General features: G+C 67.1%; 11 protein-coding genes, 1 tRNA gene and 1 pseudogene. 8 read left to right on the top strand and 5 right to left on the bottom strand.

Annotated elements, in window-relative coordinates:
- The 3 genes and pseudogenes from Q1V87_RS14100 to Q1V87_RS14090 form a co-directional block, all read right to left on the bottom strand.
- Positions 1 to 121, bottom strand: a pseudogene (locus Q1V87_RS14100) (arginase family protein); the annotation flags it as partial.
- 12 nt (positions 122 to 133) lie between these two features.
- Positions 134 to 871, bottom strand: a complete 738-nt coding sequence (locus Q1V87_RS14095) for a PspA/IM30 family protein (RefSeq protein ID WP_300594171.1) — start codon at positions 869 to 871, stop codon at positions 134 to 136.
- Between the two features lie 44 nt (positions 872 to 915).
- Positions 916 to 2,889 (bottom strand): TPM domain-containing protein, encoded by a 1,974-nt coding sequence (locus tag Q1V87_RS14090; protein WP_300594169.1) that lies wholly within the window; start codon positions 2,887 to 2,889, stop codon positions 916 to 918.
- Between the two features lie 139 nt (positions 2,890 to 3,028).
- Here Q1V87_RS14090 and Q1V87_RS14085 point away from each other — a divergent pair, with 139 nt between their 5' ends.
- The 4 genes from Q1V87_RS14085 (at position 3,029) to Q1V87_RS14070 (ending at position 6,914) form a co-directional block, all read left to right on the top strand.
- Positions 3,029 to 3,868, top strand: coding sequence for a DUF3097 domain-containing protein (locus Q1V87_RS14085; RefSeq protein WP_300594176.1), 840 nt, complete (start codon positions 3,029 to 3,031; stop codon positions 3,866 to 3,868).
- Between the two features lie 96 nt (positions 3,869 to 3,964).
- Positions 3,965 to 5,254 (top strand): hypothetical protein, encoded by a 1,290-nt coding sequence (locus tag Q1V87_RS14080; RefSeq protein WP_300594166.1) that lies wholly within the window; start codon positions 3,965 to 3,967, stop codon positions 5,252 to 5,254.
- Between the two features lie 89 nt (positions 5,255 to 5,343).
- Entirely contained in the window at positions 5,344 to 6,003 is a 660-nt protein-coding gene (gene trmB / locus Q1V87_RS14075) for a tRNA (guanosine(46)-N7)-methyltransferase TrmB (RefSeq protein WP_300594164.1), read from the top strand.
- Positions 6,004 to 6,050: 47 nt separating this feature from the next.
- Positions 6,051 to 6,914 carry a CPBP family intramembrane glutamic endopeptidase gene (locus Q1V87_RS14070; RefSeq protein WP_300594174.1) on the top strand — a complete coding sequence of 288 codons (864 nt, stop codon included), beginning with the start codon at positions 6,051 to 6,053 and terminating at the stop codon, positions 6,912 to 6,914.
- Positions 6,915 to 7,041: 127 nt separating this feature from the next.
- Here the strand turns inward: Q1V87_RS14070 and Q1V87_RS14065 are convergent, their stop codons facing one another.
- Both Q1V87_RS14065 and Q1V87_RS14060 read right to left on the bottom strand, forming a co-directional pair.
- Positions 7,042 to 8,241 (bottom strand): alpha/beta hydrolase, encoded by a 1,200-nt coding sequence (locus tag Q1V87_RS14065; RefSeq protein ID WP_300594161.1) that lies wholly within the window; start codon positions 8,239 to 8,241, stop codon positions 7,042 to 7,044.
- A gap of 229 nt (positions 8,242 to 8,470) precedes the next feature.
- Positions 8,471 to 8,543 (bottom strand) — tRNA-Arg (locus Q1V87_RS14060).
- A gap of 107 nt (positions 8,544 to 8,650) precedes the next feature.
- Here Q1V87_RS14060 and Q1V87_RS14055 point away from each other — a divergent pair.
- From Q1V87_RS14055 to add, 4 genes are all read left to right on the top strand, one after another.
- Positions 8,651 to 9,481, top strand: coding sequence for a transglutaminase family protein (locus Q1V87_RS14055; protein ID WP_300594158.1), 831 nt, complete (start codon positions 8,651 to 8,653; stop codon positions 9,479 to 9,481).
- Positions 9,482 to 9,610: 129 nt separating this feature from the next.
- Complete coding sequence (gene argS / locus Q1V87_RS14050; protein WP_300594155.1) at positions 9,611 to 11,275, top strand: arginine--tRNA ligase; 1,665 nt, start codon at positions 9,611 to 9,613, stop codon at positions 11,273 to 11,275.
- Between the two features lie 3 nt (positions 11,276 to 11,278).
- A complete protein-coding gene (locus tag Q1V87_RS14045) occupies positions 11,279 to 12,115 on the top strand; it encodes a DUF2993 domain-containing protein (protein ID WP_300594153.1) in 837 nt (278 codons plus the stop codon).
- A complete protein-coding gene (add, locus tag Q1V87_RS14040) occupies positions 12,112 to 13,116 on the top strand; it encodes an adenosine deaminase (RefSeq protein WP_300594150.1) in 1,005 nt (334 codons plus the stop codon). Before Q1V87_RS14045 ends, add begins: the two co-directional genes overlap by 4 nt.
- Positions 13,117 to 13,136 lie beyond the last annotated feature (20 nt).

The following is a 13,136-nucleotide window of genomic DNA, read 5'->3' as shown; positions in this document are numbered from 1 at the left end:
CCAACCGGGTGCAGGCCGAAGCCGGAAGGTCGCCCGCGATGGCTTCGGCGCCGTCGATCAGCTGCATCGCGCGAGCCGATCCGGAGCCCTGCCACTGCGGGGCGATGACGAAGTGAGCCATCGGCCGGTTCGATCAGCCCTCGATGGCGGGCTTGGGTGCGCCGCCTGACTTCAGGGCGGCAAGACGAGCTTCGACCTCCGTAAGCTCACCGAGATCCTCGAGGCTCTCGAACTGGGCATCCAGGCTCGAGGCCGCCAGCTCGGTCTTGCCCTGCGCAATCGCTTCCTGGCGGCGCACCTTCTCTTCGAAGCGGCCGAGCTCGCTGGTCGGGTCGAGGACATCGATCGACTTGACGGCATCCACGACCTTCGTCTGGGCTTCGGCGGTCTTCTGACGCGCAACCAGCTCGGCCGACTTGGCCTTGAGCTGCTCGAGCTTCTGCTTCATGCCGTTGAGGCCGTCCTTGAGCTTGTTCACGACCTCGGTCTGCGAGGCGATCTGCGGGGCAGCAGCCTTCGCCGAGTTCTCGGCCGCGATCTGACGCTGCAGCGCGACTTTGGCGAGGTTGTCGAACTTGTCGGCGTCCACCGCGTCGCCTGCAGCGCGGAACTCGTCGGCCTTGCGGCTGGCGGCAAGCGCTTTGTTTCCCCAGTCGGATGCCGACTGGAGGTCCTCCTGGTGGTCGCGCTCGAGAAGGCGCAGATTGCCGATCGTCTCGGCAATGGCAGCCTCGGCATCCGCGATGTTGTTCGTGTAGTCGCGCACGAGCTGGTCGAGCATCTTCTGCGGGTCCTCGGCCTGGTCGAGCATCGCGTTGATGTTCGCCTTCATGAGGGTTGAGATGCGTCCGAAGATGGACTGCTTTGCCATGGTGTGTCCTTCCGTCTGGGTGTGTGAGTGGTGATCGATCGTGCCTAGAAGCGGCCCCCGCCGCGCCGGCCGCGAGAGCCTCCGCCGCCGAACCCGCCACCGCGGGATCCGCCACCGAATCCTCCTCGCCGGGAACCGCCGCCGCCGAATCCGCCGCGCATACCGCCTCCGCCACCGGAGAGGATCGAATTGAGCACGATGCCGCCGAGGACTGCGCCCATCATGCCGTTCGATCCGCCGCCGCGGGATCCGCCGTAGCCGCTGACGTCGAAAGCGCCCACGTCGCGCTGGGCGGCCTGAATCGCCTGAGACGCGAGCTGCTCGGCGCGCTGTGCGTGAGGGAGGGCTTGCGCGGGATCGGAGACCTGAATCTGCTGTGCGGTGGCGAGGCTTGCGCGGGCCTCGGCCAGTCGCGTCCGGGCTTCGGCGCCGACGGCGCCGCGCCGGGACGCGATGAAATCGTCGGCCGCGGAGATCTGAGCGCTCGCCTGCATCGTGATCTGCGAGAGCGCCTGCTGGGCTCGCTGCGCTCGAGCCTGCGCGTCCCGCGCTGCTTGCAGGACCTCGTCGATCTGCCGGTCTGCCTCCTGGAGCGCGTGCAGCGCGGCAAGCGGACGCCGCTGTGGGGCATCCAGGAGAGCTCGGGCCGCTGCGACCTGTTGCGTCGTGCTCGCCGCGACACCCGCCAGGCGCCCGTCGGGATCAGGAAGTGCGCGCGCGGTAGCGATGTCGGCTTCGATCCCGGCGATGACGCTCTGCGCGTTCGTTGCCGCCTGCTGAAGGTCCCGTGCCAGTGTGTCGATCGCGCGCTCCAACTGCAGCGCCTGGATAACGGCATCCTCGGCGCCGCGAAGAGCTACTGCGGCCTCGGCTGTCTTGCCGGCGGCGAGGTCCTGCCGGGCCTGGGATAGCGCGGCATCAGCGAAGGCAAGGCGCTCACGGACCTGCTCCGGGTTGTCGGCGACAGTCGCAAGAGCATCCGGATGGAAGGACGCCTCAAGCTCAGAGAGTGCCCGTTCGGCGTCCGCTACGCCGGCTGAGGCCGTTTCGCGGTCCCTGGCGACGCGCTCGAGAGCCTGCGGTGCGGTGCGCTCCAGCTCGCGCAGCGACTCGAACTCCGCCGCTTTCTCGTCGAGCGCTGTGTTCGCCTTCTCGCACAGGTCGAGAATCGCGAGGTTCCACTCGCGGATCTGAGTTTCAGTGTCGGGTTCGGCATCGTCGAGGCGCTGCTGCAGCGAAAACGCCTCCATGAGGCTCGCTCGTGCCGCGGCGAGGGTCGTCTCGAACTCGGTGGCCGCAGCGTCGCCGAACTGCGCGCGAGCGAACCCGAGTTCCTGCGTGCTGGTCGTGATGGCATCGTCGGTTGCGACCAGCGCCGATGCGGCACGCCGAGCGAGCTCATCGAGACTCACCGCCTGCGGATCAGCTTCCCGCTTTCGGCGCGAACGGATGACGATCCACAAGACCAGGCCAGCAAGAGCAGCGACCACCACGACGAGCAGGACGACCGTGAAGAACCCGCCGCCCCCGGATCCGCCAGCCAGGGCTTCCTCAAACCCATTGGCTGCCGTCGTGATCGCACCGAGGTAGTCGCCGGCGCTCAGGTAGGGCTTGATCTCATCCTCGATGGCCAGCAGTTGGTCTTCGCTCAGCGGGCCGGACGAGTCGGCTGAGATGGTGAACTGCCGCGAGTCGGTGGCAACCGCGAGAAGGTACTGGCTTTGACCGAGCCCGTTGTCATACGCAACGGCATCAGCCCACTCGTTCCTGTTGGACGGATTGGTGAAGTCGTCAACGAACACGGCGTAAAGGTCGACGCCGGTCGACTCGTACAGCTCGGCGAGCCTGGCGTCAGCGGCTGCCTCGTCCGCAGCGCTGAGCGCTTCGACCTCGTCGAGGACGTAGGCAGCGTCGAGCGTGACCGGATCGGTGGCGCTCGCTGGCGCCGCAGTGATCGAGAGCAATACCGCCATCGCCACCGCGCTCAGGACCGCCCCGAACGACCATCGAGTCGGCATCGATTCCCCTCCCGGCGCGCGAAAGCCCGCGTCCTTCGATCCTATTGATGGCGCACGGCCCCGGGGAAGCACTCCGCGAGGCACACCGGATCCTCACAGCGTGCGTCGTAGGGTGAGTGCCCGAAAGGCAGGTGCGGTGGTGGACGATCGGTACGGAACTGACGTACTCGCAAGCGGCTGGCGTGGCCACGGGAAGACTGACAGTGCTCGCGTGCCGGCAGAGCGGGGCCTGGTCATCGAGGTGCAGGCCGACGGATTCTGCGGCGCTGTGACCCAGGCGGATGCAGCGACCGTCGAACTCGAAGACCGCTTTGGTTCGCGGCGCCGCTTTCCGCTGGGTCCCGGCTTTCTCCTCGATGGATCGCACGTTGTGCTCGTGGCGCACCGGCCAGCTGCCTCCCGGCAACCGCAGCGCACGGCGTCCGGCTCGTTCGCGGCTCCCGAACAGCGGGCGCGTGTCGCGCGAGCCAGCCGCATCCTCGTCGAGGGGCGCCACGATGCCGAGCTCGTAGAGAAGGTCTGGGGCGATGATCTGCGTGCCGAGGGGGTTGTCGTCGAGTATCTCGAAGGAGTCGACCGCCTCGCCGCCATGCTCGATGAGGAGCCCCCGTCAGCGAGCCGCCGGTACGGCATCCTCGTCGACCATCTGGTCACCGGATCGAAAGAGGCCCGCGTCGCCGCGGAGATCATGCGCGGCAGGCATGGGCAGAACCTTCTGATCGTCGGTCATCCCGAGATCGATGTGTGGCAGTGCGTACGCCCCGCGGCCCTCGGGCTTCGCGCGTGGCCGACCGTGCCGCGCGGGGTTGACATCAAGGTCGGGACGTGCCGCGCCCTGGGCTGGCCGAGCGAGACTCCCGCGGATCTCGCGCGCGCCTGGCGCCGAATACTGGGCTCGGTGCGCAGCTATCGTGACCTGGAACCGTCGCTGCTCGGTCGTGTCGAGGAGCTGATCGACTACGTGACAGCTGCGGACTGACGGAGCCGCACCGAGCGCCGAATTGGTCCTGCCGCAGAGACTGGCATACTAGGGGGAGGCGTTCTCGCCTCCTTTTGTGTGCGCGGAAGGTCAGCAGTGGTTCCCACCTCTCGACAGGATGTCGCGCTCTCCCCTCGGAGAGCCCCCTCCTCCCGGGGATGGCGAGGTCTTCCTCGCGCTCTGAGCGAATGGCTCTCAGACCTCACCTCGGCGCGCGTCGGCGTCGAACCGATCGCGTCTGGGACGCTGACCAAGGTCGTCGGGATCTGGGCGATCGGTCGCGCAGTCAACCTTGGGCTGCTGTGGATGTTCTTCGAGATCTCGCGGCTCGCTGACCTCGGCTTCGGCCCGTTCGGCATCCACGTGCGCACCTTCCTCACCTTCCTCACGGGGTGGGATGCCGACCATTACCTCAACATCGCCCGCACCGGCTATCCGGTCCGGCTCCCGATGGAGGAGGGCATCGTTCAGCCCAACGACTGGGCGTTCCTGCCGGTTCTGCCATTCCTCGAACGGGTGGGCCATGACCTGACCGGTGTGAACGAGGGAATCATCGGGATCATCGTCAGCATCGCGGCGAGCCTCGGCGCTACCCTCGTTCTTTTCCTCTTGCTTCGGCGCGTCACGACTCCGCAGGCATCCTGGTGGGGCATCGTCCTGTTCACCTTCGCACCCCTGTCGTTCGTCTACGTGCTCGCGTACGCCGAGTCGCTGTTCCTCCTGCTCGTTTTCACGGCCCTCCTCCTCGCGATAAAGCGCCAGTACCTCCTCATCCTGCCGGTGGGTGTGCTCGCGGCCTATACCCGGCCCGGGGTCCTCGCGCTCGCGCTGGGCCTTGGAATCGTCTTCCTCGTGCGATGGATGCAGCACCGCACCGACCCGTTCCCCTGGACCCAGCGCCTCAGCCTTGCCGCGAGCGGGATCGCGATCGCGGCGGCCGGCCTGTCGTGGACGTACATCGCCGATGCCGTCACCGGCATCCCGCACGCTTACGTTCGTACCGAGACCGCCTGGTGGATTCCGCTCGTCGGCACCGGTGACTTCGTGCCCATGACGCCGTGGTTCCGGTTCTTTGGCACATACCTGAACGTGTTCGGCATCCTGCTGGTGCTGGCGATCATGGCGGCTTTCGCGTGGTGGATGTTCTCCAAGCCCACGCGCAAGCTCGGTCTGGTGATCGTGGCGTACGCGGCAAGCTACGGCCTCTACCTCTTCGGTGTGTTCCTGCCCCAGCAGTCGACGTTCCGCCTCATGATGCCGCTTTCGCCCCTTCTCGGTGACGAGCGCTTCTCGTCGACGCAGCACCGCAGGCAGTGGCTTCTGCTGGGCTGCCTCGGACTTCAGGTGGTGGCAGTGTTCCTGCTGTGGACCATCGGGTATCCGTGACCGGTCGCGCCCCCGGTGTGACATCTTCCGGCGAGGCCCCGACGGGTTTTCGTCTGAGACCGGTCTCGTTTGTCCGACGTAGCGGCCGGATGTCGGAGGCGCAGCAGCGGGCGTGGAACGACGTCAGTCCCCGGATGCTGATCCCCGTCGAGCGGGATGCTGCCTCCACGAGTATCCGAAAAGGTTCGACCATCGACCCGGCGGCGGTGTGGGGACGCACCGCGCCGCTGATCGTCGAGATCGGATCGGGCCAGGGGCACGCGATCGTGCACGCGGCAACCGCCCAGCCGGGCGCGAACTTCCTTGCTGTCGAAGTCTTTCGGGCGGGGCTTGCGCGCACGATGCTGGATGCCGACCAGGCGAACCTCGACAACCTCCGACTCGTAGAGGGCAACGCTCCCGAGGTTCTCGAGCATCTCCTGCCCTCGGCATCCGTCGATGAACTGTGGATCTTCTTCCCCGACCCGTGGCACAAGAAGAAGCACACCAAGAGGCGCCTGGTGACGGCCGAGTTCGCGGCGCTTGCGGCATCCGTTTTGCGACCGAACGGCGTGCTTCGACTCGCCACGGACTGGCAGGACTACGCCGACCAGATGGTGTCGGTGCTGGATGCTGCGCCCGAGTTCACTCGCGCCTTCGACGGCGATTGGGCGCCTCGCTTCGACGGTCGCGTGCTCACGGCGTTCGAACGTAAAGGCACGCGCGCCGGGCGAGAGATTCGCGACCTCACCTACCGGCGGTCTGCGTGAGCAGCCACGCGGATGCCGCGCACGGCGCTCCTCGCCGGCTTCCTGCGATGTCGTGGCGCGTCCTGCCTGCTGTGCTGGTCGTGCTGGCAGCACCAGCATTCTTCGTCGCCCTGATCCCCTGGCTCGGGTGGGCGCTCCTGGCGGCGGGACTGATCGCCGCAGCCCTGGTGGAGCGGTTCGCGCCTGCTGGGGCGCGTCCGGCCGTGCGGGTGGGGACGCGGTTCGATACGGCCCGGACCGTGTCGCGGGAACCGTCGATCTTGCGAGACCTGTCCCTCATCGCGATCGGGATGTTGATCGTCAGCGCCATCCCGCTCAAGGCCGAGCTCGACAACCTCGCGATCCTCCGTTTCGGTCTAGCCCTCGGGGGAGCGGTGGCAGTTCCGTACCTGATCTCGCGGTTCGTCTACCGGGATCGGGCGATCGGGTTCCCCTGGCGGGGCGGCGGGCGCTGGAGCTGGTTTCAGTGGGCCTGGCTTGTGGGTGTGCTCGTGCTCGGGTGGCTCATCCTGCCCTTCTACTTCATCACCTCAGGCGTGTACCTGAACTGGCCGGTCGTTGACACTCCCGATCTCATCGCCCGCCTATTCGTCGGGGTGGGTGCCGTGGGCATCTGGGACGAGCTGTTCTTCATCTGTACCGTCTTCGTCCTGCTGCTGCGGCACATGCATCCGCTCACCGCGAACCTGCTGCAGGCCGTCGTGTTCGTCTCGTTCCTGTGGGAGCTCGGATACCAGGCGTGGGGGCCGCTCCTGACGATCCCGTTCGCCCTGCTGCAGGGCTACATCTTCCTCGTCACGCGCTCGCTCGCGTACGTCGTCACCGTGCACCTGCTCTTCGACGCGGTGGTCTTCGCCGTGCTCGTGCACGCGCACAACCCGGGCCTGTTCGACGGTTTCTTTCTCGTCTGAGTGGGTCACGGCGGCAGCCGAGTCCGAGTTTCGGAGGAAGGAGAAGTTGCCGACGTAGGACGATTCAGCCGACATTCATCCTGCTGCGGAGATTTCTCCTACGCCGCAGATGCGGCTTGGAGGGGCTTCAGCGTCCGAGACGCGTGTCGAGCCAGTCGAACATCCGCTCGTCGGTGAGCAGGCGCGCCAGCGGCTGGCAGTGATAGTCGGCGCCTTCGTCCGCCGTAAAGGGCTGAAGCGTGGCATCCGTCACCATCGCAGCAAGCTGTTCGGACTGGCCCGGCCAGATTTGCTCTTTCTCGGGTGAGGTGATCAGGAGCGGCGTGGAGATCTTTGCGGCATCCTCTGGTTCGAGGCGGTAGCGCAGCATCTCGACCATCGTGTCGTACGGGCTGTCTTTGCCGAACGGCTTGGCGCGGAAGTTCCACAGACGCGAGACGGACTTCGAGTAGCGCAGGGCCATTTCCATCCCGCGGTCGAACTTCTCTTTCTCGCCCTTCTCGACGAGCTCCATCTCGGATTTCGGGATGCCGGCGCGCCAGGACTGCGATACGTCGACGACTCCGGGGTCTGCCACTGCCGCGGCGATCCGGTGCTCGAACGTGAGGGCCCGGGGGAGCCAGTACCCTGCCTGGCTGATGCCGTACGCGGCGATACGGTCGGCATCCACGTCGTCGCGAGCGACGAGTGCGTCGACGACCGGCGTCATGACAGCCTCCCAGTCGTAGCGGAAGGGGATGTTCTTGTCGAAGAGCATCGATTGCTGACCGGGTCCGTCGAACATCAGCACGTTGTACCCGCGCTGGAGTCCGCCAAGGCCGCCGGTCGCCCACATGCTGCTGATCGATCCATCGCTGCCGTTGACCAGGATGAGGGTCGGTGCCTTTGCGCCGTCCGTGCTCGCGCTGAAGAAGTAGCCCGGCATCGTCGTGTTCTCGTACGGGATCGCGAGGCGCTCGGCGGAGTACGGCGCGCGATCGACGAATGCGTCCCATGCTGCCCGGTGGGCGCGGAAGGCGTGCTGCAGCAGCTCCTCATCGCCCAACGCTGCTGCTGCGTTCACGGCGGGGGAGTAGGCGTTCGCCGCGCGCAAGTACGCCGCCGCTGCGCTGGCGCGATGCCCGGCATCCGCTGAGGCCGCCGCCTGTGTCGCAAGGCGCTCGCCGAGCGAGCTCCACGCCTGATACCAGCCCTCGTGGTCACCGTCTTTCACCTCGGCGATGGTTCGCAGCACTTCGCCGACATCCGAGCCACCGTAGGGGGCTTGTCCGAGCTGGATGCGCACTTCGAAGTCGAAGTCCTCGCTGTAGAAACCCGTTTCGAACACGTCGTGTGCGTGCCTGCTGAATAGATTCGCCATCATCTCTCCCCGAGTGTCGTCGGGGGCAGGCTATCGGGGCAGTTGCGCCAGCGGAAGTGGTGTGCCCCCGCGCCCTACCGCCACTCCACGCGCCGCTGCGCAGCGCGCGGAGCCTCCGGCGGCAGGGGCCCGCCTGACGGTGGGTGTAGACATCGAGAAAGGGACCGCCCTTCGGACGGTCCCTTTCTCGATAGCGTGCCCCCGACAGGAATCGAACCTGCGACCTTTGGTACCGGAAACCAACGCTCTATCCCCTGAGCTACGGAGGCGTACCGATCGAGATTACCATCGCCCACCGGCCCGGCCCTGACCGCCCCGAACCCGGGTCACCGGGACGCGTCATCCGCAGGTCTTCACGGCGTGCGAGGATACTCCGGTGCATCGCATCGTGACCGCTGAACTGGACCTGGAACTCCGGGCATCCATCGACCTCATCTTCCAGATCGCCGTCGCGCAGCATGCACCTGTTCTGAGTGAGAATCTCACCTTCTCGCAGGGCGATCGGATCTACACACCGATCGAGATCATCGACCAGACCGGCAGTCGCTTGCACCGGTTCTGTGGTGAGCCGGGGGTTCTCGAAGTCCGCTACGACGCCGTCGTCGACGAGCAGGTGACATCGCGGCCGACGAGCGACCTCGAGGCGATCACCTACCTGCGTCCGAGCCGATACGCCCAGTCCGACGAGGTGTTCTCGCAGGCCCGGCGTCAGTTCAAAGGCCTCGTCGGCGAGGAGCTTCTGCTTGCCGTGTCGGAATTCGTATCCGAAACCGTGACCTACACCCCGGGACTGAGCCTCGGCACCGACTCGGCGGTCACGACCCTGATGACCGGGCAGGGTGTGTGCCGCGACTACGCACACCTGGTCATCGCGCTTCTTCGTGCGATGGACGTGCCAGCCCGCTACACGGCGTGCTACGCGCCGGGTCTTGAACCGATGGACTTTCACGCCGTCGCCGAGGCCTATCTCGAGGGCGCCTGGTACGTCATCGACGCCACGCGCCTGGCCGACCGGCGCTCCCTCGTGCGGATCGCGACCGGACGGGATGCCGCGGATTGCGCCTTCCTCAGCTACCACGGCGGAAACCTCAGCCTCGATCGCATGCGTGTGGATGCGCGAATCGCGTCGCCCGACACGGATGCCGCACCCGAGGCATCCGCCCCCGACGCCGTCGACGACTTCGCCTCGCTCGTGCAGCTCGCCTGAGCCGCGAACAAGCCACGAACCCTCGAAGCAGCCCGCACTGACGGCTGCTTCGGTATCGGGTGGCTGCTTCGCGGAGTCAGCAGGGACGCGGGAGGGGAGGGCGCGCTGCGCGCCTAGACTGGATCGGCCATGAACCCCGAAGCACTCTCCGCCGCACTCCTCGCCGTCATCACGCCTCTTGCCGAGGCTCGACGCGACGGCGCGGCATCCGATCTGACCGCCGCAGACCTGCCGCTCGAGCGACCCAAGAACCGCGACCACGGCGACTGGGCCTCCAACGCGGCGCTGAAGCTCGCGAAGAACCTCGGCGTGAACCCTCGCGAGTTCGCGACCGAGATCGCCGCGGGGCTCGAGGAAGTCGACGGCATCGCGAGTGTCGAGGTGGCGGGCCCCGGATTCATCAACATTCGACTGGATGCCGCAGCCGCCGGCTCTCTGGCCAAGACGATCGTCGACGCCGGGGCTGCCTTCGGCACCTCGACGGTGCTCGCTGACCAGGTCATCAACCTCGAATTCGTCTCGGCCAACCCCACGGGTCCGATCCACATCGGCGGCACCCGGTGGGCTGCCGTTGGCGACGCGCTGGCCCGCATCCTCGCCTCGCAAGGCGCTAGCGTGACGCGGGAGTACTACTTCAACGACCACGGCGCCCAGATCGACCGCTTCGCGCGAAGCCTCGTCGCCGCGGCCGAGGGTCGGCCGGCGCCCGAGGACGGGTACGGTGGGGCCTACATTGCCGACATCGCGGCGCGGGTGACAGATGCCTACGACGGCGACCTCGACGCACTGGATGCCGAAGCCAAGCAAGAGGCGTTCCGCGAACTCGGCGTCGGGTTCATGTTCGACGAGATCAAGCAGAGCCTGCACGAGTTCGGCGTCGATTTCGATGTGTACTTCCACGAGAACGATCTGCACGCATCCGGAGCTGTCACCCGTGCCGTCGACCGGCTACGCGATCTCGGTCACATCTACGAGGCGGATGGCGCGATCTGGCTGCGCTCGACCGACTTCGGTGACGACAAGGATCGCGTCGTCATCAAGAGCGACGGCCAGCCCGCCTACATCTCGGGCGACCTGGCGTACTACCTCGACAAGCGCGAGCGCGGCTTCAACCGCTGCATCATCATGCTCGGCGCCGACCACCACGGGTACGTCAAGCGCCTGATGGCGATGTGCGCGGCATTCGGTGACGAGCCGTACGTGAACCTGCAGATCCTTATCGGTCAGATGGTGAACCTGCTGCGTGAGGGCCAGCCGGTGCGAATGTCCAAGCGCGCCGGCACCGTCGTGACCCTCGAAGACCTCGTCGAGGCCGTCGGGGTGGATGCCGCCCGCTACGCCCTCACGCGCAGTTCCACGGATTCGAACCTCGACATCGATCTCGACATCCTGCAAAAGCGCACGAACGACAACCCGGTCTTCTACGTGCAGTACGCGCACGCCAGAACGCACAACGTCGGACGTAATGCCGCAGCGGCGGGCGTGGACCGCAGCGTGTTCGCACCCGAGACGCTCACGCACGAGACCGAGTCTGCCCTCCTGGGCGCCCTGCAGGAGTTCCCCCGCACTGTCGCGTTCGCCGCGGAAGTGCGAGAGCCCCACCGCGTCGCTCGCTACCTCGAAGAACTCGCTGGCCTCTACCACCGGTGGTACGACAACTGCCGCGTGATCCCGCTCGGCGACGACCCCATCGAGCCGGTGCACCAGACGCGGCTGTGGCTCAACGACGCCACCGGCCAGGTGCTGCGCAACGGACTGACGCTGCTGGGCGTCGGAGCTCCCGAACGGATGTAACCCATGACGGATGCCGAACACCCGACCGACCCGCTGCCGGATCTTCGCGCGGGGTGGGTGCTCGCGGTTCCCGAAGAGCCGAAGAAGCGTCGCCGGGTGTGGCCGTGGCTCGTTGCAGCTGCGGCCGTGGTCATCGTCATCGTCGTGGTTGTCGTCGTCATCGTCGAGACCGTCGTGCGATCAACGATCGAGGCGGGCATCGCCAGCCAGGTGCGGACGGGACTCGACCTGCCCGCCGATCAGCCCGTCGACGTGTCGATCGAGGGCCCGCTCACCCTGCAGCTGCTCACCGGCAGCCTCGACGACCTGCGGCTCTCTTCCGATGACGTCCCGCTGGGTCCGACGAGGGCGGATGTCGACGTCACCCTGCAGGGGGTGAGCACGACAGCGCCGTACACCGTGGGTGCGGGAGTTGCCACGGTGACTCTCAACCAGACTCAGGTGGCAGCCCTCACCGACAGCGTCGCCCAGATCGACATCGTCGATCTCACGCTCGAGGACCCCGCGATCGTCGTCGGAACCGAGCTCTCGCTGTTCGGGTTCGGCATCCCGGTGTCACTATCGCTGGTGCCGAGCGCCGAGGCCGGCGAGCTCGTCCTTCGACCCGAAAGCCTGCAGGTCAGTGGACTCGCGGTGACCGCTGACGGCGTGCGGGACCAGTTCGGGTCGCTCGCCGACCCCGTGCTGCAGGACTGGCAGATCTGTGTTGCGCAGTACCTGCCCGCCGGAGCGACCCTGACGGATGCGTCGGTCACGGGCGCGGAACTTGTCGCCACGTTCGACATCGATGGCCGGATGCTGGACGACGCAACCCTTCAGCAGAACGGCACCTGCGCGTGAGCGCGACGCCGGCGGGGGCGCCCCTGCTGATCAACCTGCACTCGCACCTTGAGGGGCGTGTGCGGCCGTCGACGGCTGCCGAAATCGCGAGGGAACTCGGGATGCCGGACGCCGACCGCGACTGGGCGGCTGCGCTGCAGCTGGATGGACCGGCAGATCTCACCACGTACCTCGTGAAAGTCGTTGCGACGTTCCCGTTCTTCTCGCGCCTCGACCTGCTCGAGCGGATCACGCGCGAAGCCGTCGAGGATGCCGCCGCCGACGGTGAGGATCACCTCGAACTGCGGTTCGGTCCCGCCTCGCACGCGTCGACGCTGGCAGAGCTGGATGCCGTGATCGCGGCGATGTGCGCGGGAATCGAGGCGGGCATGGCCGACACCGGAATCTCTGCTGGCGTGGTCGTCGCGGCGCTGCGCAGTGACCCTAGCGACGTGAACGAGGCGGTGGCCCGGGCCGCGGCTCGCGCGGCAGGGACGGGCGTGGTCGGATTCGACCTGGCCGGAGACGAACTGCTCTTCCCCGACCTCGACCGGTATCGGGATGCCTTTGCCATCGCGCGCAGTGCGGGCCTGGGTATCACGTGCCATGCCGCCGAGGCGGCATCCGGGCGCGCAGCTCAGCAGGCCGTGGAGCTTCTCGGCGCGACCCGCATCGGCCATGGCGCACGCATCGCGGAGGAGCCGGACCTCATCCGTTGGTTCGTTGAGCGCGACATCGCGGTCGAGGTGTGCCCGACCTCGAACGTCTACACGGGTGCTGTGACATCGATGGATGCCCACCCGGCAGCGAGGTTCGCCCGCGCCGGTGCCCGGGTCGTCCTCGGCGATGACAACCCGCGTCAGACCGGCTCGTTGCTCTCGAACGAGGTGGCGGTCCTGCGCAACGATCTCGAGTTCGATGACGCCATGATCGCGGCGCTGGCGCGCCACAGCGTGGACGCGGCGTTCGTCGCAGACGGTGTGCGACAGGGCTGGCGGAGCCGACTCGAGAGCGGCTCGTAGCCCCGCGCGGGCGCGGGGGA

This window comes from Microbacterium sp. (assembly GCF_030149085.1).
Classification (GTDB): domain Bacteria; phylum Actinomycetota; class Actinomycetes; order Actinomycetales; family Microbacteriaceae; genus Microbacterium.
The sequence above is the reverse complement of the archived record's forward strand: the minus strand, read 5'-3'. Positions and strand labels throughout refer to the sequence as shown.

Excerpts from the sequence above, each read along its gene's own strand:
- trmB (WP_300594164.1), top strand. The coding sequence starts at position 5,344 with ATGTCGGAGGCGCAGCAGCGGGCGTGGAACGACGTCAGTCCCCGGATG.
- Q1V87_RS14070 (WP_300594174.1), top strand. The coding sequence starts at position 6,051 with ATGTCGTGGCGCGTCCTGCCTGCTGTGCTGGTCGTGCTGGCAGCACCA.
- Q1V87_RS14090 (WP_300594169.1), bottom strand. The coding sequence starts at position 2,889 with ATGCCGACTCGATGGTCGTTCGGGGCGGTCCTGAGCGCGGTGGCGATG.
- Q1V87_RS14045 (WP_300594153.1), top strand. The coding sequence starts at position 11,279 with ATGACGGATGCCGAACACCCGACCGACCCGCTGCCGGATCTTCGCGCG.
- argS (WP_300594155.1), top strand. The coding sequence starts at position 9,611 with ATGAACCCCGAAGCACTCTCCGCCGCACTCCTCGCCGTCATCACGCCT.
- Q1V87_RS14095 (WP_300594171.1), bottom strand. The coding sequence starts at position 871 with ATGGCAAAGCAGTCCATCTTCGGACGCATCTCAACCCTCATGAAGGCG.